The organism is Arcticibacter eurypsychrophilus (genome assembly GCF_001730525.1).
Taxonomy (GTDB): Bacteria; Bacteroidota; Bacteroidia; order Sphingobacteriales; family Sphingobacteriaceae; genus Arcticibacter; species Arcticibacter eurypsychrophilus.
In genome coordinates, this window is the sequence record NZ_MDFN01000037.1 from 23,643 (window position 1) to 50,572 (window position 26,930).

A 26,930-nucleotide genomic window follows, 5' to 3' on the forward strand; every position below is an offset into this window, starting at 1 on the left:
AACAAATGGTATGAAAAATATTTATAAAATAGCAGTAGTCCTTTCGTTTTCGGCGATAATGGCTTCTTGTACCAAGCATGAAAGTCTTGATTTTCATGTAGATGAACCTGCCAGTTTTTTAGCGCAGAAGGAAATTGATAGCTATAGTGCTTTAAAATCCTACATCAAAAGAGATGCTCAACCTAATTTTAAACTTGGTGCTGCGATATCATTGTCTGACTATATTAACAAAGGAGTTATGTATAGATTGGTCAACAGTAATTTTGATGAAATAACCATTGGTTATGAAATGAAGCATGGAGCGGTGGTAAAAGCGGATGGTACTCTGGATTTGAATAATGTGAAGAACTTGCTAAAAGCAGCATCCGGAGCGGGTATTTCTGTATACGGGCATACACTTTGCTGGCATGCTAACCAGAATGCGACATATCTCAATAGCCTAATTGCTCCAACAGTCATTCCTGGTAATGGCCCAGCCTTGGAAGCTAATTTAATCCCCAATAGTAACTTTGAGTTAGGAAATTCAAACGGTTGGGGTGGATGGGGTAACGGTTCAACAAGAGGGATTAGTGCAAATGGACAAGGATTAGGGGGGGCTGGATATTCACTTTACATGACAAATCCAAAAGTAGTTAACTCTTGGGAAGCACAAACTCCGTATGATTTTAGTGCTTATTTCCAAAACGGATCAGTTTATAAGTTGAGTTTCTATGTCAAAGGATCTATAGCTGGATCCGCCTCTGTCGCTTTACAAGAGACGGTTACCTATGGAGCAGATGATTTCGGATCATTCCCTGTAACTACAGAATGGAAACTTGTCGAGCTTGAAAAGACGGTAACGAAAGCGGACAGGAAACGCTTTCTATTTAGCTTTGGAGCTTATGCTGGAACACTTAATTTTGACAATATCTCCCTTCGCCGTTTAAATCCAAATTCAGGGGAGCAGGCTATTGCAAAAACAGCTACTGAAAAGAAAGTTATTATTGACCAGGCACTTAATCGATTTATATCTGGTATGGTAGACACTTGCAAATCTTATGTTAAGGTATGGGATGTTGTAAATGAACCGATGGATGATGCTAATCCATATGAACTTAAATCAGGTATTGGAAAAACGCTTAAGGCAGACGAGTTTTACTGGCAAGATTATATGGGTAAAGATTATGCGGTTAGAGCTTTTCAATTAGCCAGAGCCCATGGTAATACTGGCGATTTGCACTTTATAAACGATTACAACCTGGAATATAGTCTTGATAAATGTAAGGGACTGATTGATTATGTTAAATATATTGAAAGTAAAGGTGCGAAGGTTGATGGAATAGGTACTCAAATGCACATTGATGCCACATCAGACAAGGGTAAGATTGACGAGATGTTTAGATTGCTGGCTGCGACAGGTAAGATAATTAAAGTATCTGAATTAGACATGGGGGTAGGTGCACAAACAACTGTTGCTACAGCAGAACAGTATGCCGCGCAAGCTGCAATGTATAAATATGTAATAGCCAAATATTTTGAGCTTATTCCTGCCGCACAACGTTACGGAATTACAATATGGAGCCCACTTGATAGTCCAAAAAGTTCGAGCTGGAGAGCAGGTGAACCAATTGGTTTATGGACTGAGGGTTTTGTGCGTAAACCATCATATGTTGGTGTTGCAGATGGCTTAGCCGGAAAATAATTTGATCTGATCAGATTGAATAGTCATATTTGTGACTATGTTGCTATGCTAGTTTTAAGGTACAAGATGTTTATTTTACATCTTGTACCTTAAAATTTTTGAAGTATATAAACCTTATTCCATTAAAGAACTCAAAGAGAGGTGAAGCAAAAATTATGCAAAATTCCTGATAGAGAAACGGCCTTATAAATACCTGGAAATTGACGGATCCATTATTTGAGTAAATGGAAAAAATAAATTGATAAGTTATAAGATGAAACAAACTTTATTAATTTTTTTGATTTTATTAAATTTCTTGTGTTTTTCGCAGGATAATGTACTGAAGTTATGGTATACTAATCCTTCAGGCAAAATTTGGGAAAATGCATTACCCGTTGGAAATGGTAGGTTAGGTGCCATGGTATATGGCAATGTTGCTTTAGAAACCATTCAATTAAATGAACATACTCTTTGGAGTGGGGGCCCAAACCGTAATGATAATCCTTTATCATTAGATTCACTGACAAAAATTCGAAATCTCCTATTTGAAGGGAAACAAAAGCGGGCAGAAGTTGTGGCCAATAAATCGATTGTCAGCAAGATATCTCATGGTCAGATGTTTGAGCCTTTAGGCGATTTTAACCTTTCGTTTAAAGGCCATGAAAATTACAGCAACTACTACAGAGAATTGGATATTGAAAAGGCAGTAGCAAAAACTTCCTATGATGTTGACGGTGTATCCTATACAAGAGAAGTGATTGCCTCATTTCCGGACCGTGTGATCGTAATGCATTTAACTGCCAGTAGACCCAAAAGTATTTCTTTTAATGCCTCTTTTGCTGCAGCTATGCCTAAAGCATCTATCCACACTTCCAATAATAACCAGATATCAGTATCGGGTACTACTATTGATCATGAAGGAGTGAAAGGCATGATCAAATATAAAGGCATTGCACAGTTGAAAACAAAAGGAGGGAGTATTACCTCGACAGATTCATCTCTAATTGTGAATAATGCGGATGAAGTAACCATTTATATTTCAATAGCTACCAACTTTAATTCGTATCAAGATTTAAATGGAAATCAAGATGAAAGAGCTTCTAACTACTTAAAGCGTGCAGTAACCAAGTCTTTTCCAGATATTTTAAAATTACATGTTGCTGCCTATCAGAAATTTTTTAAGAGAGTAGAATTAGATTTGGGCTCATCTGAGGCAACAAAACTTCCAACAGATCAGCGGCTTAAAAATTTCCACTTGAACAATGATCCGCAGTTTGTCACATTATACTACCAATTTGGGCGATATCTTTTAATTTCTTCATCACAGCCAGGCGGTCAACCTGCTAATTTGCAAGGCATCTGGAACAAGAATGTGAATCCGCCATGGGATAGTAAATATACCATCAATATCAATACTGAAATGAATTACTGGCCCGCAGAAAAGACAAATCTGGCGGAACTGCATGAACCTCTGTTGAAAATGGTTCAGGAACTATCTGCAACAGGCCAAAAAACGGCAAAGGATATGTACAATGCAAGAGGTTGGATGGCCCATCACAATACAGACATTTGGCGGGTTACAGGTTCTGTGGATGGTGCATTTTGGGGTGCCTGGAGTAATGGTGGCGGCTGGTTGAGTCAACACCTTTGGGAGCATTATCTTTATAGTGGAGATAAGACATTCCTGGCATCAATTTACCCTGTATTGAAAGGTGCTGCGCTATTTTATTCTGATTACTTAATCGAACATCCTAACTATCATTGGCTAGTCGTTAATCCGGATGAATCGCCTGAAAATGCACCAAGTGCACATCAGGGTTCTTCTCTCGATGTTGGCGTAACAATGACTAATCAGATCGTATTCGATGTTTTTTCTACAGCCATTAGAGCAGCTGGTATATTAGGTAAAGACAAGGACTACGCCGATACATTGTTAATGAAAAGAAGTCGCCTGGCACCCATGCAAATTGGCCAACATGGGCAGTTGCAGGAATGGCTTGATGACATAGATGATCCAAGAGATAATCATCGTCATATTTCTCATCTATACGGTCTTTTTCCCTCAAATCAGATCTCTCCCTATCTTACGCCAGAACTTTACAGTGCGGCAAAGAATACGTTGATTCAGCGAGGTGATGTGTCAACAGGTTGGAGCATGGGATGGAAGGTGAACTGGTGGGCAAATATGCTTGATGGTAATCATGCTTATTCACTTATTAAGGATCAACTTACACCCGTGGGTACTAACGTTGCGGGAGGGGGTACCTATAACAACCTTTTTGACGCACACCCACCATTTCAGATTGATGGTAACTTTGGTTGCACTTCGGGGATTACCGAAATGTTATTGCAAAGTTCACATGGTGAAATACAACTCCTTCCTGCGATTCCCGACCTCTGGAAAGAAAGGGGAAGCGTCGGGGGGCTAAGGGCAAGAGGAGGGTTTGACTTAGTGAGTATGGAATGGAAAGATGGCAAAGTAGTTAAACTTATTATTAGATCAAGGTTAGGAGGAAATCTTCGTTTAAGGGTTCAAAGTGGGCTTAAATTAACGAGCGAAGGGAAATTGAAAGAAGCTAAAGGTGTAAATTCTAATAGATTTTATCAGATAGAACCGATAAAAACTCCACTGATTTCAAAAAAGGCAACTGTGATAAAACCTCGGTTTAAACCCACAAAACTGTATGATATTGAAACTAGAACTGGAGGTCTGTATACATTTGTTTCAGTCTGATGAATGGAGCAAACAGCAATTTTATCATAGAATAAAAAACTTTATTTATAAACCAAACCAATGAAGACAAAACAATTTTTTAAAAGATTTAACCTTTCTATTGTAGCTCTTTTATTTTTTACTCCTTTGTATTCCCAGGTTAAGTCACCTTCCGCTGACTTTGATCAAGAGCGTTCAGCTATTGATCACGGGGAAATTGATACCATAAGATACCATTCGAAAACGGTTGGTACTACCCGTAAGGCCGTTATTTATACTCCACCGGGATATTCGAAAAGTAAAAAATATCCGGTTTTATACCTACTGCATGGAATAGGAGGCGATCACATGGAATGGCTTAACGGTGGAAAACCTCAGGTTATCTTAGATAATCTATACGCAGACCACAAAATAGAGCCTATGATTGTAGTGATGCCCAATGGCAGGGCGATGAAAGATGACCGCCCTATAGGGAACATTATGTCTAAGGATAAAGTTGAAGCATTTGCCGCCTTTGAAAAAGACTTATTGAATGATCTGATCCCTTATGTTGAAAAAAATTATCCGGTATATACAGATCAAAAAAATAGAGCGATCGCTGGTCTATCTATGGGAGGAGGTCAATCTCTGAACTTTGGATTAGGTAACTTCGATAAATTTGCATGGGTGGGAGGGTTTTCTTCAGCCCCAAATACTAAAAGTCCCGAACAATTAGTTCCTAATCCTGCCAAGGCAAAAGAAAAGCTTAAACTACTATGGATCTCCTGTGGTGCCAGTGACGGTTTAGTTAGTTTCAGCAAGCGAACACACGATTATCTGACTAAGAATAATGTACCCCATATCTACTTCATTGAACCTGGATTTCACGATTTTACTATTTGGAAAAACAGCTTATATATGTTTTCGCAATTGTTATTTAAACCAGTAGACGAATCTACATTTCCAAAATATCCAGTTGCAGGAGCTCCCGCTTCCACTAATATACGATCAGCTAAATATCCCCAGATTCTAACCGATAATAGAGTGGTTTTTTCTATTAAGGCCCCCGATGCTCAAAAGGTGCAGGTGGATTTGGGTAAAAAATACGACATGGTCAAAAGCGATGAAGGCGTTTGGAATATAACTACAGATTCTATTGGAGAAGGTTTCCATTACTATTCGATACTAATAGACGGTGTCGCTGTAGCGGATCCGTCAAGTGAAACATTTTATGGTATGGGAAGAATGGCCAGCGGAATAGAAATTCCTTTTGCCGCTGGTGCATATTACGCTTTAAGAGATGTCCCACATGGAGACATCCGAATAAAAAAATACTTTTCAAAGGTGACCAATAGCTGGCGACAGCTTTACATGTATACTCCTCCAGGATATGATACTCAAACGGAAGAAAAATACCCGGTTCTTTACATTTTACATGGAGGCGGTGAAGATCAGACAGGATGGGCAAATCAGGGAAAGACGGATTTAATTCTGGATAACCTGATTGCAGAGAAAAAAGCATTACCTATGGTTATAGTCATGCCAGATGCAAATATGGGCGGCTCTGCATTTGACGAGTCGGCATTAAAAAGATTTGAACTAGAGTTAAAAGACGTTGTCATACCAATGATAGAGAAAAATTATCGCGTTAAAACGGATGCAAACAGTAGGGCATTAGCGGGACTTTCGATGGGAGGCATGCATACCCTTTATACTGGTATTAAAAACACAGATATGTTTAATTATATGGGTGTATTTAGTTCCGGATGGATTGCTCAAAGGCAAGATCAGGTTGCAGAGGTTCAATATGCATTTATGAAGAATAATACGGATAAGATTAATAAAAATTTAAAGCAATTCTGGATTGCAATGGGAGGTAAGGATGATATTGCGTATAACAATTGCCAGATTATGCTTAAGAAGTTCAAAGATCTAAAAATTAACTACACGTATTACAATTACCCGGGTGGTCATACGTGGCCGGTATGGAGAAATAATTTATATCAGTTTGCGCCACTGTTATTTCAACAATAAGATACGCTATAATTACATGAAGAAAGCTTTGAATATTTTAAATTTTCTTCAATTTTTGCTATTATACTGTTTTAAACAAGTAAAAATAATCTTTAAAGATCATTTGATGTCTTTTTGAACAAAAATGATAGTATCATAAGAGATTGTGTTAATGGAAAAATAATAATCAGTCTACATTAGACTGATTATTAAGGCCTACCTTTTTACATTGAGTAGAGGATATATAGAATGGAAAGATGACCAATTATTAAGGAGAATCATGATACTAATCAACTCAATCAAAAAAGAAATAAGTATACTAGTTTGTCCAGCAAAGAAGCGTTTTTGCCGCATTTTAATTTATAACATCTTCAGAACAAAAGGTAGCTGATCATACAGCTTCACCTCTTTTTTTATATAAAATGAAAAAATTAAATATTATCCTTATTCTTTCGGTAATCAACATATTTCCTGTTTTCTCACAGAAAAATATAGTGCGATCTCCCAATCAAAAGATTAGTGTAGAGTTGATTTCTCAACATAATAATACTAACATGGGTGAATGGTATTTAAAAGCTTCTTCCACCAGTGAAGGTAAAAATGTAGTAATTATTCCACGTATTGATTTAGGGTTGATAAGAAGTGACCAGAAGTTCTCTGATAAATTAAAATTTCTAAAAGCCTCTAAGCAAAAATTTATAACTGATCGATATACCAGTATTCATGGAAAACGAGCGATCTGCAGTAATTCGGCCAATGAGGTAATTGTTTCATTTGAAAACCCTAATAAATCAAAATTAAATATTATTCTACGGGCATATAATGATGGCATCATTTTTAGATATGAATTTCCGGAGAAGAAAGGTTCGTTTGTAATAAAGGATGAGCTTACCTCTTATATCATACCGCGTGAAACAAAACGTTGGATGGAAAAATGGAATACAGCCAATGAAGGTCTTTATTCCGTTATGAGCAAAGATAAAGTTCAAAAACAAGAATGGGGTTATCCTGCACTATTTCAGCAAGGGGATTCTTCATACTGGTACCTGCTACATGAAGCAGATTTAAATCAAAGCTATTGTGGTACAAAACTAAGCAACAAAGAAGACAGTGCCCGGTATAAACTTACCTTTCCTAATCCAAGGGATGGAAGAGGAATAGGTTCATCAACCCCTACCATCGCTCTACCATGGAAATCACCATGGCGTGTAATTATCATAGGTAGTCTGTCGGATATTGTTGGGTCAACATTAGTTGATGATGTTTCAGAGCCTTCAAAGATTAAAAATCCCAAATGGATAAAGCCTGGTGTGGTATCATGGAATTACTGGTCAAGTAACCACGGCACAAAAGACTATAAAATTGTTACTGATTTTGCAGATCTGGCAGCTGAAATGAACTGGCCTTATACTTTGCTGGATTGGGAATGGGACGCTATGACCAATGGTGGTAATGTTGAAGATGCAACAAAATATATTTTATCCAAAGGAGTTAAGCCCTTGATTTGGTACAACTCAGGTGGAAACCATACTTGGGTTTCTTCCACACCTAAGGATAGGATGCTTACACATCAAAATAGGGTGGAAGAGTTTTCTAAGCTGCGAAAAATGGGATTTGTAGGAGTGAAAATAGATTTTTTCGAAAGTGAAAAGCAGGATATGATTAAGTATTATATTGATATTCTGGAAGATGCAGCAAAGTTTGAAATGATGGTTTATTTTCATGGATGCCTTGTTCCCAGGGGTTGGGCTAGAACTTATCCAAATTTAATGACTTATGAGGGTGTCAGAGGCGCTGAATGGTATAATAATGGTCCGGAATTTACGCTTGAAGCTTCTGAGCACAATACAATTCTTCCTTTTACACGTAACGTGGTAGGGGCAATGGATTATACTCCTACTACCTTTACTAACTCCCAGTTCCCGCATTTAACGTCCTATGGCCATGAATTGGCTTTGAGTATTGTATTTGAATCTGGTTTACAACACTTTGCTGACCGTCCTGATGGTTATTTAATGTTGCCCGATGTTGTAAAATCTTTTCTTAAATCAGTTCCAAATGCTTGGGACGATACCCGGTTAATTGATGGTTACCCTGGTGAAGATGCAGTGATTGCACGTCGGAAAGGGACTTCCTGGTATATTGGAGGTATTAATGCAGAAATAAAGGAAAAGCAACAAAATGTAAAGTTTCCGTTTCTGCAAAATGGAATCAAGTATAAATGTACGCTAATAGCCGATGGAAAGCATGATAAAGACTTCGAAGTCAGATATTATGAAGTGGATATGTCAAGCGCTATTGATGTCAAATTGCTTCGTCGCGGAGGTTTTGTGATGACTTTAGTGCCAACTAATTAATGTATAAATAACCATTTGGAGTAATCTTATGAGGGCTATATATCTCTTCCTGATCTTTCTTTTACCCTCCATTGTACTTGGGCAGACTTACAAGAAACACACATTACGACCAGATAGGCTTTCAATTGAGCTTTCTGAAGGTGTTTTGAATTTGATTCCATTAACTGATAAAACGATCAGGGTGCAATGGGAAAAAGATGGTTTAAAAGAGAGGCAGGAACTCATTTTGATAAACAAAGTTCCTGCTCCACGATTTAAATTCTCAGAAACGCCGTTACAATTGAAGTTAAGCACTGACTCGGTTGCAGTAGTTTTTGACAAACGAAGTAGTGTTCTTGAGTTTATGGACCATAGAGATATCGTGTTTTTAACTGAAGCGGCGGGAAGTAGAAAATTGAAATTGGATTCCATATTAGGAGAAAAGTGTTTTGTGGCAGAGCAAAGCTTTTTCTCTCCTAAAGATGAATATCTGTTCGGATTAGGACAGTTTCAAGATGGTAATTTCAACCTCCGTAACGTAAGTCGAAAGTTAACTCAGGTTAATACTCAAATATCTATACCCTTTCTTTACTCTAGTCGGGGTTATGGGATTTTATGGCATCAGTATGGTTTAACCTATTTTAATCCTGCTGATAATTTAATTGCACTTGCTAAAAGAGATTCATCAGGCAATGAACAGCGAGATGTTGAAGTAACAACAACTGCTGGTACACAGAAAGTTTCTCAGCAGCAATCAGTATATACTGGCAACTTTAATGTGGAAAAAGATGGTGACTATTCCATTATGCTCGATTTGGGTAACATGGATAATCGCCATCTGGTAGTAATTGACGGTTTTACACATATTGATCAATCTAATTTATGGCTTCCACCTGCAGTTGGTAAACTTGTGAACCTCAAAAAGGGAGCGCATACTGTCCAGGTGGTTTGTAAAGCTACCAATACTCCTAAACTATCATGGAAGCTTGCAGAGGATGCTACTACTTTTCGTTCCCCTAATGCAAAATCATTGGATTATGTAGTATTCTACGGAAGTAATGCAGATGAAGTAATTAAGGACTATCGAAACTTGTCGGGTGATGTTCCAATGCTGCCTTTATGGGCGTATGGATTCTGGCAATGTCGTGAACGGTATACTTCCGGAAATCATTTGGTTGTAACAGTTAAGGAATTTAGAAAAAGAAATCTTCCCATGGACGTAATTGTTCAGGATTGGCAGTACTGGGGTAAGTATGGATGGGGTGTCCCTAAGTTTGATGAGGCCCATTACCCTGAACCTGAAAAGTTTATAAAACAGCTTCACGATCTTAATGCGCATTTCTCAATCTCCGTATGGGAGAACCTTGACAAGAAATCAGATGTCGCTAAGGAGTATGTTACAAAGAACCTTTATATTCCAAACAGCCCATGGATAGACATATTTAATCCTGAAACACAAAAAATACACTGGCAGGCCTTAAATCAAAATCTGTTTAAATATGGTGTTGATTCATGGTGGATGGACGCTACCGAACCTGAGAATGATGCGTTAACTGGTAAGCAAACTTATTTGGGGTCAGGCGATTTTTACCGATTGACGTATCCTTTGTTTGTTAGTAAGGCAATTTACGAAGGTCAGCGGAATACCGACCCTCAAAAAAGGGTGACTATTCTAACCCGATCTGCCTTCGCCGGACAGCAGCGTTATGGAACTATTAACTGGTCCGGGGATATAGGCTGGAACTGGGATGCTTTCAAAAGACAGATTGTCGCCGGTTTGAATTTCAACATGACAGGAATGCCATACTGGACAACTGATATAGGAGGTTTTTTTCGCCCTGGACCTACCCAGTATACAGATCAGAAATACCATGAGCTGCTAACCCGCTGGTTTCAATGGGGAGCATTTAATCCAATATTCAGAACCCATGGTTATCAATCGGAAACTGAACCCTGGAAATACGGGGAAAAAGTAGAAGCAAATATGAGAGGAATGCTTAATCTTCGGTACCAGTTAATGCCATATATTTATTCCACAGCATGGCAGGTTTCAAAAAATGGTTCGACAATGATGCGCCCCCTCGTCATGGATTTTAGTGAGGATGAATCAGCAGTTCAACAAAAGTTCGAATACATGTTTGGAAAGTCACTGTTGGTTGCTCCCATAACAGAAGCAGGTGTTCGTAAATGGGATGTATATTTGCCCAAATCGACCTCTTGGTATGACTTATGGACGGGTGGATATTATGCCGGAGGACGAGTAGTGAAAATCGATGCAGCTCCAGATAAAATACCTGTGTTTGTTAAAAGTGGCTCCATTATTCCGGTAGGGAAAGTAATGCAGTATACAAGACAGCAGGCAGCCGATACACTTGAAATACGAGTATATAGGGGAGCGAATGGCAAATTTGAGCTTTATGAAGATGAGGGTGATAACTATAATTATGAAGAAGGAGCATACACTCTTATTGCATTCCATTGGAATGAAAAAGCAACGACTCTAACCATTGACAATTTAAAGGGTTCTTATGCAAATTACTTAAAGAGAAGAATATTCAATATCGTTTTTATATCAGAAGGAAAAGAAATCGGAATAACAAAAAGTTCTGCAGCAAAACAAATTGTTTACAATGGGAAAAGCACTGTAACTAAGATAGAATAGCTAGAACTTGTTGTTGCCAAAATTTGGGTCTATGGCTGACATTAGAAACCGAGTTGCTCTCAGATATAGATTTACTGTAGCCAACATTGTTATAGGGGACTTAAAATTATTACCAATTGAAAACATATACATCAATAAATTAATCAAGAAATGAAAAGGAAATTATTAACTAGCGCACTTGTTTTTTTTGCTGTAATAAATTTACAGGCACAAAATCCTATTATTAAACACATTTTTACTGCAGATCCATCACCAATTGTTTATAAAGACACCGTATTCTTATATACAGGGCATGATACGGCATCTGTAACTGCTACTAATTACAAGATGCCGGACTGGCATGTATTTTCATCTACAGATATGGTTAACTGGAAAGATTATGGTGCTTTGCTTTCACCTAGTACATTTTCATGGGCAACAGGTGATGCATATGCAGCACAATGTATATTTCGTAATGGTAAGTTTTATTGGTTTGTATCCACCTTCCATAAAAACGACGAAAATAGCAAAGGTGGAGCCGCTATCGGTGTGGCTGTTTCCGACAGCCCTACTGGTCCATTTAAGGATGCCATTGGTAAGGCGCTTGTAATAAACGAGATGACAAAAGATAAACCTCATGCCTGGGACGATATTGATCCCACTGTGTTTGTAGATGATGATAATCAGGGCTACTTATTTTGGGGCAATGGGAGTTGCAAATGGGTAAAGCTGAAAGAAAATATGATTGAACTTGATGGTCCTATTACCGTATTAAATCCACTTCACTATATTGAAGGACCATGGGTCTACAAAAGGAAGGACCTTTATTATTTAGTATATGCAAGCGCTGGTACCAAACCTGAGATGATTGAATATTGTACTGCGACAAAACCTACCGGACCATGGACATATAGAGGAATTATTCAAGATAACGTACCAAATAGTTTTACTACACATCCTGGAATAGTTGATTATAAAGGGAAGTCCTATTTCTTTTACCACAACGGTGTTTTGCCTACCGGGGGGAGTTATAGACGCTCTATTTGTGTGGATTATATGTATTACAATGCAGATGGTACAATTAAAAAGATAGTTCAAACTACTAAGGGAGTGGCTGCTGTTAAATGATTAACTACTCGTCATTCCGTAGGTATCGAGCACCTTTATTTCAACCCTAATGGGACAATAAAACCTATAACCCTTACTACTGAAGGAATTAGTGTTAAACCGAATTAATGATAATATGATAATGATGAAAATTTCAAAATTGTATTTTAATGACGATTAGGAATGATAAGCAGGCGTATATTTGGGTAACAATTCGAGGAAGCTCCATGGGTTTTTAAGTGAAATAGCACCTATTACATGCTTTATGCGGCACATATTCCCGAAGCTATTCATTATTCTACCAGCAGCTTTCCTCTTGGTCCTTGGGAATACGGTGGAGTGGTAATAAAGGCTTTTAATCCCAAGCTATAAAAATGATAAGTTTTTCTGTATTCTTATTGGCAGTATAATTATAAATCTGTCCTTAGAACGGCTCCCTGGCTTGCATTAGTTACTAATGCCCTATATTGACTAAGCCACCTTGATTTCAAAATCTTCTTAACCGGCATGAATTCTGCTTTTCTTCTTATGATTTCGTCGTCGTTCAAATCGACAGACAAGATGTATTTATCGACATCGATATGGATTTCATCACCATTTTTGAGTAAACCGATCATACCGCCTTCGGCTGCTTCAGGTGAGACATGACCGATTGATGCACCTCTTGTTGCACCGCTAAATCTCCCATCTGTAATTAGCGCAACAGAACTTCCTAATCCCATACCCATGATCAAACTTGTAGGCGTTAACATCTCCTGCATACCCGGACCACCCTTGGGTCCTTCATACCTGATCACCACAACATCACCAGCCTTTACTTCTCCTAAAAGAATTCCTGCAACGGCTTCTGCCTGGCCGTCGTAACATACGGCTTTACCAGTGAAAACTCTGGCGCCGGTAAGACCTGCTGTTTTAATTACAGCACCCTGCTCAGCCAGATTCCCGTAAAGGATAGCCAATCCACCGACTTGGCTGTATGGATTATCTATGGTACGGATAATGTTTTTATCCTTGATTTGTGCATCTGCAATCTTCTCCAACAAGGTTTCTCCGCTGATCGTCAGATTATCTATCAATACGTTAGGCCCTCTTTTAGTCATCTCCTTCATCACGGCATTTACACCACCAGCACTATTTATATCTTCCATATGAACCGTTGACAGACTCGGAGATATTTTAGCGATATGTGAAACGTTTTTAGAGATCTCATTGATGTCTTTAAGTTCAAAATTAACGTCAGCTTCATTTGCGATGGCCAGCATATGTAAAACGGTATTGGAGCTTCCGCCCATTGCCATATCAACGGCAAATGCATTTCTTACTGCATTTTCATTCAGTATGTTTTTTAACTTGAATTTTTCACTTGCAGTTTGATCTAATGCTATTTCACAAATTCGTTTGGCAGCTCTTCTGTAAAGTGCTTCACGTTCGATGGTTTGGGCCAGTATCGTTCCATTCCCTGGCAACGCAATTCCCATAGCTTCCATCAGGGTGTTCATGGAGTTCGCGGTAAACATACCTGCACAGCTTCCTCCGCTTGGACAGGCATTACATTCAATCTCCAGAAGTTCTTCATCGCTCATGTTTCCGGCTTCATGTTTCCCCACAGCTTCAAACGCAGTAGCCAGATCTATCGGTGTTCCATCTTTTTTATGCCCTTTTGCCATAGGTCCGCCACTAACAAAAATTGTGGGTACATTAACCCTAAGTGCACCCATAATCATGCCTGGAACTATTTTATCACAGTTAGGTATCGCGATCATTGCATCAAGTTTGTGCGCGTTCATTACGGTTTCTATTGAACTTGCAATAAGTTCTCTGCTTGGCAAGGAGTAAAGCATTCCATCATGTCCCATTGCAATGCCGTCATCAACGCCAATAGTATTAAATTCAAATGGAACGCATCCATTTGCCCGGATCTCATCTTTTATGATCTCAGCTACTTTATTCAAAAAAAAGTGTCCTGGAATGATCTCTATAAATGAATTTGCTACACCGATAAAAGGTTTTTCAAAATCTTCGTCTTTCAATCCGGTAGCTCTGAATAATGATCTGTGTGGTGTTCTTTGATGTCCTTTTTTTACTTCGTCACTTCTCATGTTAGTATTTTGTTCTATCTCTATAAATTTCTTGGTGAATCATTATACCTGCGACTTTAATCTACTCAGCGTTTCTGGCGATATGTTGAGGTAGGCTGCTAGATTAGCGTTAGATAATCTTTGAATAAGTTCGGGGTTGTTTTTGAGCAAGTCGCGATAGCGTTCAGTGGCATTTTGTGTGAGCAGGCTACTAAGTCTGGAAGTGATCACTGTCAATCCATATTCCAGAATGTAGATATACATTTTATCCCATGAAGGAATAGTGCCCCGTAAATTAAAGAAGTCGTGATGAGAAATTACTAATAATTCTGATTTTTCGACTGTTTGAATATATTCTTTTGAGGGCTCTCTGGAAATGAAACTTACTATTGACGTTAAGAATGTATATTCAAATGCCATGAACCGGGTAGCTGTACTGTGCTCTTCAGTGTCATAGTATAATCTGAGGCATCCCTTATTGATAAAGAACAGCCGGTCGGCTATTACGCCGGGTTCCAATAGAATCTCATGCTTTTTTACCGCTAATGGTTTAAAGCAGGAAATAACAGCCACTAACTGCTCCTCATCGAGGTCCGTTATTTTTAGTATTAAATCTGCAAGCACCGCTGTCATTATCTCTATTGCCTAACTGAAATTCAAAGTTGCATCAAAAACACGTAAAAAACATTGACGAACGTCAAAATCGAACCTCTCTAACAAAATAAAATTTCCAGATCTTTTTGTTTAATACTGAAATTGCCTTATATGTATTATTAGTTATAACCTCAGTAGGAAACCATTGCTGTTATCAAGTATTATATCATATAAGAGACATTGTACCACAGAAGCTCCCCCAATCACTAGAATGAAATGTGATTGGTTTTTTAATATAATCAGATAGAAGTACTTTATTACTTTTATTAAAGCTATATTTGGCAATCATTATGTAAATACGCTCCTCTTAAACGAAATACATTTATCTCTAAGACAAAATAATTCATGATCATAGAAGAAAAAATCATACGACCCATTAGTTTAAAAGTATCAGCAATTTTTATTGCTCATATCGGCTTACTTACATTATTTTTAACCACTTCCATATTGTTTGATTTGTTTGGAATCAGAGCTTACGAAGGTAATTATATTGCGTTTGTGGTCTGGGCAAATTTCGCATGCGGCTTCATTTACCTTTTTGCTGCATATGGTTTTATTATGAAGAGAAAGTGGACTGCAGCCATTTTAGGTTTGTCTGCCTTAATCTTAATTGTGGCATTTATAGGATTATACCTGCATATTAATTCAGGTGGCAGGTATGAAACTAAAACAATAAGTGCAATGCTATTCAGGATTACAGTAACACTTGTTTTTGCAATCCTTGCCTATTTTACGATTACAAAAAAGAAAATATGAAAATTCAACTGATACCAATTTTACTGATTGGTTTATTTTTAACTGGCTGCAGTTCTTCTTCAGACATAAAATCAAAGGGCCAAACACATGTGATAGAGGAAAACCATAATCATGGTGATAGTTCTCATTTAGTGGCACTAAAAAATGGCAATAAATGGATTGTCAACAAAGAAATGTTGTCACCCATAGATCATACCCATACGATTATTCATGATTTTGTCAACCAGGAGAAAAAGGATTATAAGCTGTTAGCAGCAAATCTACTCAGTGATGCTAATTTAATTATTTCAAGCTGTACGATGAAAGGCGAATCACATGATGAACTGCATAAATGGTTAATGCCCTATATGGCCGAGGTAAACGAACTTTCAAAGGCAGAAGACAATGCTGCAGCTGCACAGAAATTTGAAAACATTCAATCCGCATGGGACACCTTTAATCAGTATTTCCAATAAGAGAAAACGACAGGGATGTCTAAAAATAACAGTTAGTGCAACTCCCTTTTTAATAGTGAATAGATGATTAATCGGAACTCTCAATTTGCAAGGTAACAAACAAAAGAATTGAATACTACTCACTAGGTGTTGAAATTTTATATATTATTCATTTCCAATTAATTGTATCCTGTAGGGTATAATTAAATAACTTTATAATACACAATAATTTTAAATATGAAAACAGTCAATAAACTCTGGATCGCCTTCGGGTTAGTCGTTGGTTTATCTTTCTCTGTATTGATTTATTACGGATTTGAGATTTATCAGAAAGCTCCACCAGTTCCTCTTAAAGTAGTGAACACGAGTGGGCAGGAGCTCTTCCTTGGCCAGGATATTAAGGATGGACAAAATGTATGGCAAAGCATGGGTGGACAAGAAGTTGGATCAATTTGGGGGCATGGTGCTTATGTTGCTCCGGACTGGACGGCAGATTGGCTACATCGTGAAGCTCTTTTTATTTTAGACTATTGGGCCCAACAAGAGTACCAAACCTCATATAAAAAGCTTAGTGGAGAGTTGAAAGCGGGATTAGAAGTGCGTTTGCAAAAAGAATTACGCACCAACACCTATAATCCGGAAACAAAAATATTAACGATATCTCCCATCCGGGCAATGGCTTTTGAACATCTTCGGCAGTACTACTCATCCCTATTTACCGATGATCCTGCATTCGATGAACTACGGGATAATTATGCTATATCGAAAAATGCAATAAAGGATGCCGGGAGATTAAGGCAAATGAATACTTTCTTTTTCTGGGCAAGCTGGGCTTGTGTAACCGTACGTCCGGGTGAGAACGTATCCTATACACATAACTGGCCACCTGATAAATTAATTGGAAACGTAGCCTCTGGGGATTTAGTGATATGGACAGGCTTTAGTGTCATCATCTTACTTTTGGGAATAGGGATACTAGCTATGTATAACTCCAGGGCACATGAAGATGAACATGCAGAGGAAATTCCAGCCGCGGACCCTTTAATGAATAATTCTTCAACACCTTCTATGCGTGCTACGCTGAAATACTTTTGGATAGTAACGCTATTAATGCTGATCCAGGTGGTAGTGGGTGTTATTACAGCGCATTTTGGTGTTGAAGGTGGAAGCTTTTATGGCATCCCTCTTGATGAAGTCCTGCCTTATTCTTTAAGCCGGACCTGGCATGTCCAGTTAGGAATATTCTGGATTGCAACTTCATGGCTGGCCACCGGCTTGTATATTGCTCCGGCTGTATCTGAATATGAACCAAAATATCAAAAGCTCGGAGTAAATATCTTATTTGTTGCTTTATTAATTGTTGTTGCAGGATCGATGATCGGTCAGTGGTACGCAATTATGCAACGCCTTGGTCTGGTTGAAAACTTTTGGTTTGGTCATCAGGGTTATGAATACGTAGACCTTGGTAGATTCTGGCAGATATTACTTCTTGTTGGTCTGTTTTTATGGCTTTTGCTGATGGTACGGGCGTTACTACCTGCTCTAAGGAAAAAGGAAGGAAACCGGCATTTGCTTATCATGTTCCTTATTGCTTCAGCTGCGATTGCTTTATTTTATTCAGCTGGATTAATGTGGGGCAGACAAACCAATCTTGCCATTGCCGAATACTGGAGATGGTGGGTAGTTCACCTTTGGGTAGAAGGGTTTTTTGAAGTGTTTGCTACTGTTGTTGCTGCTTTCTTATTCGTACGGATGAAATTGCTAAATGAGAAATCGGCTACCCTCAATGTAATTTTTGCAACCATCATTTTTCTTTCAGGTGGTATTCTTGGAACATTCCATCACTTATATTTTTCAGGAACACCTAAAATTATTATGGCACTAGGAGCAAGCTTCAGTGCACTGGAAGTAGTTCCTTTGGTATTAATTGGTTACGAAGCGTATCATAACTACCGGCTTAGCGGCAAAAAGGGATGGATTAGTGGTTATAAATGGCCTATCTATTGTTTAATAGCGGTTACCTTTTGGAATTTCCTGGGCGCTGGTATATTTGGTTTTGTCATCAATCCTCCAATTGCTTTATACTACATGCAAGGATTGAATACCACACCACTTCATAGTCACCTGGCCTTATTTGGTGTATATGGTGTGTTAGGAATTGGCCTAATGTTATTCGTGCTGAAAGGGATCTACCGGAAAAACGTCTGGAAGAATGGATTAATCGGTTTTGCATTTTGGTCCATCAATATCGGATTGATGCTTATGGCGATTTTAAGTCTGCTCCCTATGGGTATGCTTCAGGCAGTTGCCAGTGTGAATGAAGGAATGTGGTATGCCCGTTCTGCAGAGTTCATGCAGCAGCCCATGATGGAAACATTCCGATGGTTAAGAGCGATAGGCGACACCATATTTGCAATCGGTATGATTGCATTGGCTTTATTCGTAGCAGGATTAAAGTTTGGATGGAGTTACCATAAAGATGAATTTGATATTCCTTCTAAAAAATAAAAATAAAGGGCTGTCTTGTTTTTAATAAGACAGCCCTTTATTTTTTGACTAATTAAGCAATGGATTTATTCACTTTCGGGCCATTGCTTAAATTATCCAATTAAATAAGTCAGCCCACTGCTAACTGGGCCACAAAGGTCCTTGATTTTTCTATTGTGGAATAAAGATTCAATTAAATCTCTTGCTACTTTATACTCGTCATGAATAGGGCAGGGGTGCAAAGCAGAGCACTTACTTAAACCCAAACCACATTCTTTAAATACATCTTTACCTTCTATCGTGTCAATAATGACACTGATGGATTGATCTTGTTGCTCAGTGGTTATAAAGAATCCACCTGTTGGCCCTTTTAAACTATTAATTATTCCATGCTTGGCTAAAGTCTGTAATATTTTACCCACAGTATGTTCACTGGCATTGATATGTTCAGCGGTTTCTTTTATTCCGGCTCTATCTCCAAGCGAACTTTTTGAGGCTAGATAAATTACTGCTTTAATGGCTGTTTTACAGGTATAACTTAACATGCTTCAGAATCTGAATTTCCTAAGGTAAAAATTGAAAAACCAGGAATAGCATAAGGTATTCGTATGTCTTGTTCCTTAGGTCGGTTAACTGTTAATAACTTATTTGACATGGTCTTTTTTTTACTGAATTATAATCAAAGATAAGAGTATTCGAATACTTTTATGCTTGGTGAATGTAAAATGTGCTATTTTTCGTTCCGAAAACACATGCAGCATTTTAGTACTTGGCAGCATCAAGGTAAGAAAAGAACAAGAAAGGGTATTTGAAAATTATTGGAGAGGTTCTTTTTTATCAAAATTGAAACACACAATGGAATGAATGTTAACTGGATACATAAAATCCTTTTAACGGATTTGGGTACACTTAAATGGTCAGCACACCTCCTCAATTTGTAACTAAGAAACATTAATGAAAAAGATTATTAACCCATTTAGCATGTTCTACTTTAAAAAGACACAGGTAATTTAAATATCCTACAACTTTAATAGATTATTAATATGTTTGTACACATATTTAAATATCTCCGGTAACTTTAAAATACCTGCGTTTTAAAACAATGCTCTTTAATATAGTACTCATCTATTTTTTGTTTTAGCTTATTAATAAGCGCCAGAGGTTTCTCCATTGTATAAATAATTCTTCATGAAATATATTGAAACAAGTCTGATTCATACCGGTAAAGAATTTAATACCACATCTTCAGTTACTCCTCCAATTTATCAAACGTCTACCTATTATGCTCCGGAAAATCCCGAAGAATACCTGGAAATGGCAGGGGAGATAAGTCCTTCTCATTTTTATCATCGTCATGGAAACCCTGTAAACAATCAGGCTGCCGCTGTTATTGCTTCGCTCGAAGGAAAAGAGGCTGCACTTATGACTTCATCAGGAATGGGGGCCATCAGTACGGCTGTATTATCAATCATTGAAAAAGGGGATCACATCATAGCCCAAAATGCCCATTACTCTTCGGTAAGTATGTTGTTCAGGGAGTTTTTACCGTCACTAGGCGTGGAGGTTAGCTTCGTTGATCAGGCAGATAATGAAGCGTTTCAAGAGGTAATAAGGCCTAATACTCGCTTGATTTATCTGGAAACACCTTCTAATCCTATTTTGACTATTACTGATTTGTCTTTCGTGGGGAAACTGGCTAAGGAACATGGAATAGTGACCATGTGCGACAATACTTTTGCCAGTCCGATCAATCAAAGACCTGGTGATTTTGGGATTGATGTGGTTGTGCATAGTGCCACAAAATACTTGGGGGGGCATAGTGACCTAACTGCTGGGGTAATTTGTGCAGACAAGGAATTTATAGCAAAGGCATGGAAGAGGATGATCATTTTAGGCACATCGCTGAGTTCTTTTGATTCATGGCTTTTGTTGAAGGGGCTTCGTACACTATCCTTGCGCATGGAGCGGATCAATAGTAATGCGCTTCAACTGGCTTCCTGGATGTCTGAACATAAAGCGATCAAGCAGGTACTTTATTGTGGTTTGCCCTCTCACCCGCAATATGAACTTGCGCGAAAACAAATGAAGGGATTTACCGGAATGATTTGCATTGATGTAGCCGGAGATGATGAAGATGCCCAATTTAAACATGCGCAGACTATTTTAAATAAGCTGGTGCTATTTACAAATGCAGCAAGTTTGGGAGGTGTAGAATCTTTGATCGTTCATCCTGCCAGTATGTGGGGTAAACATCATACTAAAGAACAGAAATTAAAGGCCGGGATTAGTAACGGTTTATTGCGAATCTCAGTTGGCATTGAACATATTAATGATCTGATTGCTGACTTCGACCAAGCACTATAATGATTTTTTTATACGTTATAAGGTAGTTGAAATGATTTGTTTAAATAAAAATGCTCTTCTGCTTTTTCGTTCATAAATAAACCTGTTTGCCGGATTTTCAACTGAATCCATGTAGGAGGAAGGCCATTATCATTATAAATGATTCTAATAAGAATGCGATAAGATTCTGGTATGAGTCCGACTCTAGCTAGTTTAAGTTGGACTTTTACTGGATTCTTACTAGTTTATATGCAGTTTCAATTACTTGATTATAGCGATTCGTTTAGTTGTTCTATTGCAATTTAATATCCACAGATTCGGCTAAAGAGTGAATTAAACTTAATTATACGACTCGAAAATACAATGCATATAATTTACAATTAATCAATATCACGATACAATGGCAAAAAAAGAAACATAAGTGGCTAAGTTTGATTTAACGTTTTTTTTCTTTTAGGAACTATCCGTTTGGTTTTGGAGAAGTCTTGATGAAAAGAAGGTTCAAAATAAGGGAATCGGGCGTGGTTAAATCAAATGTGCATACTAGATCAGATATTCGTATTACAGGATAACAATAAATAGTTTTTGGAAAAAAGAGACAAATTTAAGATGGAAGATGACATACAACCTATTGTTTACTCTTGTTCAGGATGTTCAAGTGCGGCTCAAATGGCAAATTATCTGGCATTGCAATTAGACCGGGCAAAGGTAGCCGAAATGTCTTGTATTGCGGGTTTGGGAGGAGATGTGAAAAAGATGGTTAATACTGCAAAAAAAGCTACAAAAATAATAGCTATTGATGGATGTCCACTAGCCTGTGCGAAAGCAACCTTGAAGCGGCATGGTTTGGAGCCAGCTATTTATTACCAGCTTGCTGATAAGGGAGTAAGAAAAGTACAACATGAAGATTTTGACAAAGCAGAAGCTAATCTTCTTCTGAATCAAATTATTAGTGATTTAAAATAAAAAATTTCGTAATCTGATTGGTGGGTATTACGAGCTAAATCGTTGTTAAGGTAAATTATTGTTTAGTGGATTCCTCTAAAAATAGTGCCAATACCAGTGCATGGTTATGTTTCTCATCTTTAGCGCCATAAATTAGCGTAACTGATTTATGTATGTTTATCAGTCTAAGAAGATGGTCGATTGCTTCATTCTGTTCCAGTTCTGTTGTATATCGTTTAAAAAATGCTTCCCATTTTTGTGGATCATGATCAAACCATTTGCGTAAAGCAACAGATGGGGCTATTTCTTTCATCCACTCATCTAATTGTGCATCCTCTTTTTTTATGCCTCGTGGCCATAAACGGTCCACTAAAATTCGGAAACCATCGCTTTTTTCAGCAGGTTTATATGCCCGTTTTATGTTAATTACAGTCATAACGTTCGTGGTGATGTGTATTTATCTTAATTATATGCGATTTTTCTGATAGACCGATTAGTGGTGTAATTAATTGTACTAATCATCGTGTATACTTCAAAAATAATGAATCCATTTGGGATAAAAATGTCCTTTATGGATTTTATTGTAACTTTGCTTATATTAGAAAGATATAATAGATGAAGATACCAATCCCCCAAAAGTCTACTACAAACCATAGAAAGAAATTATTGATATCAGTTTTAACTTTAATTTTTGGTTTTAGTCCATTTCTTTTATTTGGCCAAACTGTCAATTCTAATACTGGCATATTCTCTCAACCGGGAGTTATCATTACAATCGTATTGTTACTCATTCCTTTGTTGTCAGCTTTAGCATTAGTGGTTATTAAAATAGAAAGGATCAGAAAAAACTTACGCTATAAAAAGGATATTGATGAAGCGGGTCGTTTTTCAAATTACCTTAAGAGTCTGAGTAGCGAACAGATCAATGAATTGAATAAACGCCAGGAAAGTTTAGATTACAAACTTACCAACATCGAGCTTACCGGTTCTTTACCTGCTAAAGACGATAAAGGTTTATTAAGCAATGTAAATGAAAATGCCAATATCCGGTTTATAACTGAAAAAAAAAGGGGGCTGAATAGACCGGGAATTGATCCTGCTCATTCAAAACTCATTATATGGTACATGATCACTGCTACCTTTTGGCTGCTATTTGGAACCTCAGTAGGCGAATATGTAGGCATAAAATTCGTTGCCCCTGATATAGATCATTACAGCTGGTTAAGTTTTGGAAGGCTTCGTCCGGTTCATACCAACGCGGTATTCTGGGGATGGTCATCATTAGGCATGCTAGGGTTGGCTTATTATGTAGTTCCCCGTGTTAGTAATGTCCCTCTTGCAAGTTTAAAAATTGGATGGTGGAGTTTATGGCTTATTAATGCATCTGTTGTACTGGGCAGCCTGGCTCTGATGGCAGGTATCAATAATGGGGGAGGTGAATACCGTGAATATATTTGGCCGATACAGCTTTTGTTTGCTATTGCCTTGATTATCACACTGATTAATTTTATTAAAACAGTAGCCAGGCGTAATACAAAAGAAATATATGTTTCTAACTGGTATATCATTGCATCTATCATTTTTACCATCACGATTACTGTTGTTGCCTATGTACCTGCCTGGCAAAACGGAATGGGCGAAACTATTGTTCAAGGGTATTATATGCATCAGGGAGTGGGCATGTGGTTTATGCTATTGACACTGGGTTTGGTTTATTATTTCTTACCCCAGCAACTCAATAAACCTATTTATTCTTACAGTTTAGGTATTCTTGCTTTCTGGTCGCAGATATTTTTCTATACCCTAATCGGAACGCACCACTTTGTGTTTAGTGCTATCCCCTGGTCATTACAAACGGTAGCCATTGTAGGAAGTGCCGGTATGATCATTCCAGTTGTATCGGGGACTACAAACTTTGTCATGACGTTTAAAGGCTCCTGGAACAAAGTATCAGGGAGTTACACTCTTCCTTTCTTTATTGTAGGTATCATTTTTTACTTCACTGGTTCTTTACAGGGCACTGCTGAGGCGTTTCGCTATACCAACTTGGTGTGGCATTTCACTGATTTCACCACAGCCCATTCTCATATAACCATGTATGGTATTATTGCCTTTTTCCTTTGGGGAGGAATATATGCAGTATTACCCAGACTTACTGGTCAAGAGCCTCCGCAGGTAGCTGTAGGTATTCATTTTTGGATGGCATTTATCGGGTTGATGTTTTATTCAATCCCATTAATGATCGGTGGAACTTTAAAAGGAATGATGTGGATGGATGGACAACCGTTTATAGACAGTGTCGTGTTAATGGCTCCATATTGGTTGTGGCGTGCGATAGGAGGTACATTAATGTGGGCATCGCATCTCTTTTTTGCTTATAATATGTATAAAATGATTGTATCCCGAGATGTAATCAATATTAATGCATCAGCAATTGAAAAATTAAGTATAGGGGATTCTGAATTAGTTAATCTGCAGGATGACGGTAAACAGGAGCCGCAATAATTAGCGTTTGGTTATACGCTTTCTTATTTATTCTAAACCAGGTTATTCCAATCTAATTTTAACATACAATAGATACGATGGATTTCATCAACGATCATAAAAAATTATTTTTAACAGCATTTGCACTGTTTGCTTTCTTAACGATAATGGTGGCTATTATTCCTGCTATTCAAAATCAAAACAATAACAGCACCTTACCCGGTGCCGAGTCACTAAGCGAAGATGCCTTGGCGGGTAAAGCCGTTTATTTATCTAATGGTTGCGTTGCTTGCCATACACAACAGGTTAGAAATGTAGCGATGGACGAAGTATGGGGATCACGACCTAGTTTGGCGGCAGATTATGCTGGAAATAAACGTACTGATTTCTGGCGCAATACCGCTACCTTAATGGGAACAGAGCGTACAGGTCCCGATTTAACAAATATTGGAAACCGTCAACCTAGTGTAGATTGGCATTTACTTCATCTGTATCAGCCCCGGTCGGTAGTAGCGCAATCTATTATGCCAGCCTATCCATGGTTATTTGAAACAAAGAGTAAACTGGAAAAGGGTGATGTAGAAATTAAAGTTCCGGAAGGCTTTAGTGATAGTGATGGCAATAAGATCGTCGCAACTAAAGAAGCTCTTCAGCTGGTTGCTTACTTGAAGGCGCTAAAACAAGCAAAATTATATGATGAAAATCTTGCTCCGGATTTTTTATATAGAAAGGAGCCAGAGTTAAGTGATGCCTCCTCGGGAGAGAAAAAAGACAAAGCTCTTAATGGTAAGGCTTTATATTCAATGCAGTGCCAAACTTGTCATCAGTTGAATGGCGAAGGGTTAAAAGGTGCATTCCCCCCATTAAAGGGAAGTCCTGTTGTTTTGGATGATAATCCGGAAAAGCTAATTGATATTATCATGAATGGATATGATGCCCGGGAAGAATATGGGGTTATGCCTGCTGTAGGTAAAAATGGTAATTTAAAACCGGAAGAAATTTCAGCTATCATTAATCATGAAAGAAGCAGCTGGGGTAATAACGCCAGAAAAGTTTCTCCCGAAGAAGTGAAAAAGATAATTGAGTCTTTAAAATAAAATGGTCTATGAAGAAATTATCATGCATTATTATATTACTATTTCTCCAATCTGTGGCATTTGCTTGTCCGGTTTGTGAAAAAAATCAGCCCAAGTTTCTGAAGGGTATTTCTCATGGAACAGGGCCACAAAGCAACTGGGACTATGTTATTGTTTGGGCAACGGTAATTGTGGTTTTAATTACCCTGTTTTATACTATTAAATGGTTGATCAAACCAGGAGAAAAAGACGAAACGCACATCAAAAGAATGGTCATTAATTAATCAACCAATGGAAGAGAAAAGCGCTATACTGATTTTTATAGATGACGAGCAACAGCCAGTAGCGTCATTTAAATCGCCTATTAATTTTGAATTAGATACCCGGAAATTGGTAGATGGCGACCATTTTTTACGTATTGTGAGTAAAGATCCGTCAGGCAGGGAAGGTGTTAGGAAAATACCATTTATTGTAAGAAACGGACCGGATATTTCGATAGTAGGACTAAGCGAAAATGATGTTGTTGATGGTGTTCTTCCTATCATGATCAGTGCATACGGGAAAGGCGATCAAAAGCTGTTTTTGATAGATGGGAGTGAAACTCCCCGAAGTGTGCCTAGTTGGGTTTGGCTAATCCATATCATATTTGGCGGATGGGCTATGTACTATTTGATAACTAATTTGTTTTTAAATTAATTATCATGAATAAAAAACCCGATATATGTGGATTAGGAAAATTTCAACCTTAATAGATGAAATTATACTGAAATATGATCTCAAAAGCATGTAAATACGGAATTAGGGCTACAGTTTTTGTGGCTTCTAAGGCTGAAACGGGTATTAAACTAAATGTAAAAGAAATAGCTAAAGAAGTGGATGCCCCTGAAGCATTTACCGCTAAAATTTTACAGGTTTTAAATAAGCACAGAATAATTACTTCGATGAAAGGACCATACGGAGGATTTTTTATTGAAGACTTTCAACTTGAGCAACCAGTAATAAACGTGATAAATGCGATAGATGGAATTTCTATATTTAAAGAATGTGGAATGGGCTTGAAACAGTGTTCTGAAAAACATCCTTGTCCATTACATTGCCGCTATGCGGAAATAAGAGAAACGCTATTAGAAACATTTCAGAACACTACTATTGGACAACTTGGATTAGAAGTGAATGGCGGAGCAACGTTTATTAATAATCACTGCTGTCCGATAAAAATTAAAC

At 37.9% G+C, this 26,930-nt stretch carries 20 protein-coding genes; 16 read left to right on the plus strand and 4 right to left on the minus strand.

Annotation, left to right across the window (positions count from 1 at the left end):
* The first annotated feature begins 10 nt into the window (after window positions 1–10).
* The 6 genes from BFL47_RS16990 (at window position 11) to BFL47_RS17015 (ending at window position 12,470) form a co-directional block, all read left to right on the plus strand.
* Entirely contained in the window at window positions 11–1,681 is a 1,671-nt protein-coding gene (locus BFL47_RS16990) for an endo-1,4-beta-xylanase (RefSeq protein WP_069660992.1), read from the plus strand.
* A gap of 253 nt (window positions 1,682–1,934) precedes the next feature.
* A complete protein-coding gene (locus BFL47_RS16995) occupies window positions 1,935–4,394 on the plus strand; it encodes a glycoside hydrolase family 95 protein (protein WP_069660993.1) in 2,460 nt (819 codons plus the stop codon).
* Window positions 4,395–4,454: 60 nt separating this feature from the next.
* Entirely contained in the window at window positions 4,455–6,386 is a 1,932-nt protein-coding gene (locus BFL47_RS17000; protein ID WP_069660994.1) for an alpha/beta hydrolase-fold protein, read from the plus strand.
* Between the two features lie 401 nt (window positions 6,387–6,787).
* Window positions 6,788–8,722 (plus strand): glycoside hydrolase family 97 protein, encoded by a 1,935-nt coding sequence (locus BFL47_RS17005; RefSeq protein ID WP_069660995.1) that lies wholly within the window; start codon window positions 6,788–6,790, stop codon window positions 8,720–8,722.
* Between the two features lie 28 nt (window positions 8,723–8,750).
* Window positions 8,751–11,363: a glycoside hydrolase family 31 protein gene (locus BFL47_RS17010; protein WP_069660996.1), complete on the plus strand. Its 2,613-nt coding sequence runs from the start codon at window positions 8,751–8,753 to the stop codon at window positions 11,361–11,363.
* Between the two features lie 150 nt (window positions 11,364–11,513).
* Window positions 11,514–12,470, plus strand: coding sequence for a glycoside hydrolase family 43 protein (locus BFL47_RS17015; RefSeq protein WP_069660997.1), 957 nt, complete (start codon window positions 11,514–11,516; stop codon window positions 12,468–12,470).
* 389 nt (window positions 12,471–12,859) lie between these two features.
* On the opposite strand, the gene ilvD is transcribed toward BFL47_RS17015, so the two are convergent.
* Together ilvD and BFL47_RS17025 are read right to left on the minus strand one after the other, a co-directional pair.
* On the minus strand, window positions 12,860–14,548 hold the full coding sequence (gene ilvD, locus BFL47_RS17020; protein WP_069660998.1) for a dihydroxy-acid dehydratase: 1,689 nt from the start codon (window positions 14,546–14,548) through the stop codon (window positions 12,860–12,862).
* A 42-nt stretch (window positions 14,549–14,590) separates the two neighbouring features.
* A complete protein-coding gene (locus BFL47_RS17025; protein ID WP_069660999.1) occupies window positions 14,591–15,160 on the minus strand; it encodes a Crp/Fnr family transcriptional regulator in 570 nt (189 codons plus the stop codon).
* A gap of 366 nt (window positions 15,161–15,526) precedes the next feature.
* Here BFL47_RS17025 and BFL47_RS17030 point away from each other — a divergent pair, with 366 nt between their 5' ends.
* From BFL47_RS17030 to BFL47_RS17040, 3 genes are all read left to right on the plus strand, one after another.
* Entirely contained in the window at window positions 15,527–15,937 is a 411-nt protein-coding gene (locus BFL47_RS17030; RefSeq protein WP_069661000.1) for a hypothetical protein, read from the plus strand.
* Complete coding sequence (locus BFL47_RS17035; RefSeq protein ID WP_069661001.1) at window positions 15,934–16,392, plus strand: hypothetical protein; 459 nt, start codon at window positions 15,934–15,936, stop codon at window positions 16,390–16,392. The genes BFL47_RS17030 and BFL47_RS17035 overlap by 4 nt, the downstream gene beginning before the upstream one ends.
* Before the next feature lie 216 nt (window positions 16,393–16,608).
* Entirely contained in the window at window positions 16,609–18,879 is a 2,271-nt protein-coding gene (locus BFL47_RS17040; RefSeq protein WP_069661002.1) for a nitric-oxide reductase large subunit, read from the plus strand.
* A 92-nt stretch (window positions 18,880–18,971) separates the two neighbouring features.
* Here the strand turns inward: BFL47_RS17040 and BFL47_RS17045 are convergent, their stop codons facing one another.
* Window positions 18,972–19,403: an RrF2 family transcriptional regulator gene (locus tag BFL47_RS17045; RefSeq protein ID WP_069661003.1), complete on the minus strand. Its 432-nt coding sequence runs from the start codon at window positions 19,401–19,403 to the stop codon at window positions 18,972–18,974.
* A gap of 643 nt (window positions 19,404–20,046) precedes the next feature.
* On the opposite strand from BFL47_RS17045, the gene BFL47_RS17050 reads away from it, so the two are divergent.
* Together BFL47_RS17050 and BFL47_RS17055 are read left to right on the plus strand one after the other, a co-directional pair.
* Window positions 20,047–21,222 (plus strand): trans-sulfuration enzyme family protein, encoded by a 1,176-nt coding sequence (locus BFL47_RS17050; RefSeq protein ID WP_069661004.1) that lies wholly within the window; start codon window positions 20,047–20,049, stop codon window positions 21,220–21,222.
* 588 nt (window positions 21,223–21,810) lie between these two features.
* The gene (locus BFL47_RS17055) at window positions 21,811–22,167 is read left to right on the plus strand and encodes a putative zinc-binding protein (protein WP_069661005.1); all 357 of its coding nucleotides are present in this window, start codon (window positions 21,811–21,813) and stop codon (window positions 22,165–22,167) included.
* Window positions 22,168–22,222: 55 nt separating this feature from the next.
* Here the strand turns inward: BFL47_RS17055 and BFL47_RS17060 are convergent, their stop codons facing one another.
* Window positions 22,223–22,582: a DUF488 domain-containing protein gene (locus BFL47_RS17060; protein ID WP_069661006.1), complete on the minus strand. Its 360-nt coding sequence runs from the start codon at window positions 22,580–22,582 to the stop codon at window positions 22,223–22,225.
* A gap of 179 nt (window positions 22,583–22,761) precedes the next feature.
* Between BFL47_RS17060 and BFL47_RS17065 the strand changes: the two genes are divergently transcribed.
* The 5 genes from BFL47_RS17065 to BFL47_RS17085 form a co-directional block, all read left to right on the plus strand.
* A complete protein-coding gene (locus BFL47_RS17065) occupies window positions 22,762–24,651 on the plus strand; it encodes a cbb3-type cytochrome c oxidase subunit I (protein ID WP_083257249.1) in 1,890 nt (629 codons plus the stop codon).
* Window positions 24,652–24,728: 77 nt separating this feature from the next.
* On the plus strand, window positions 24,729–25,727 hold the full coding sequence (locus tag BFL47_RS17070; protein WP_069661007.1) for a cbb3-type cytochrome c oxidase subunit II: 999 nt from the start codon (window positions 24,729–24,731) through the stop codon (window positions 25,725–25,727).
* Window positions 25,728–25,735: 8 nt separating this feature from the next.
* Window positions 25,736–25,990 (plus strand): hypothetical protein, encoded by a 255-nt coding sequence (locus BFL47_RS17075; protein ID WP_139125860.1) that lies wholly within the window; start codon window positions 25,736–25,738, stop codon window positions 25,988–25,990.
* 7 nt (window positions 25,991–25,997) lie between these two features.
* Window positions 25,998–26,402: a cytochrome C gene (locus BFL47_RS17080; RefSeq protein WP_069661009.1), complete on the plus strand. Its 405-nt coding sequence runs from the start codon at window positions 25,998–26,000 to the stop codon at window positions 26,400–26,402.
* 74 nt (window positions 26,403–26,476) lie between these two features.
* Window positions 26,477–26,930 (plus strand): RrF2 family transcriptional regulator (locus tag BFL47_RS17085; RefSeq protein WP_069661010.1); only part of this gene is annotated, 454 nt, incomplete at its 3' end.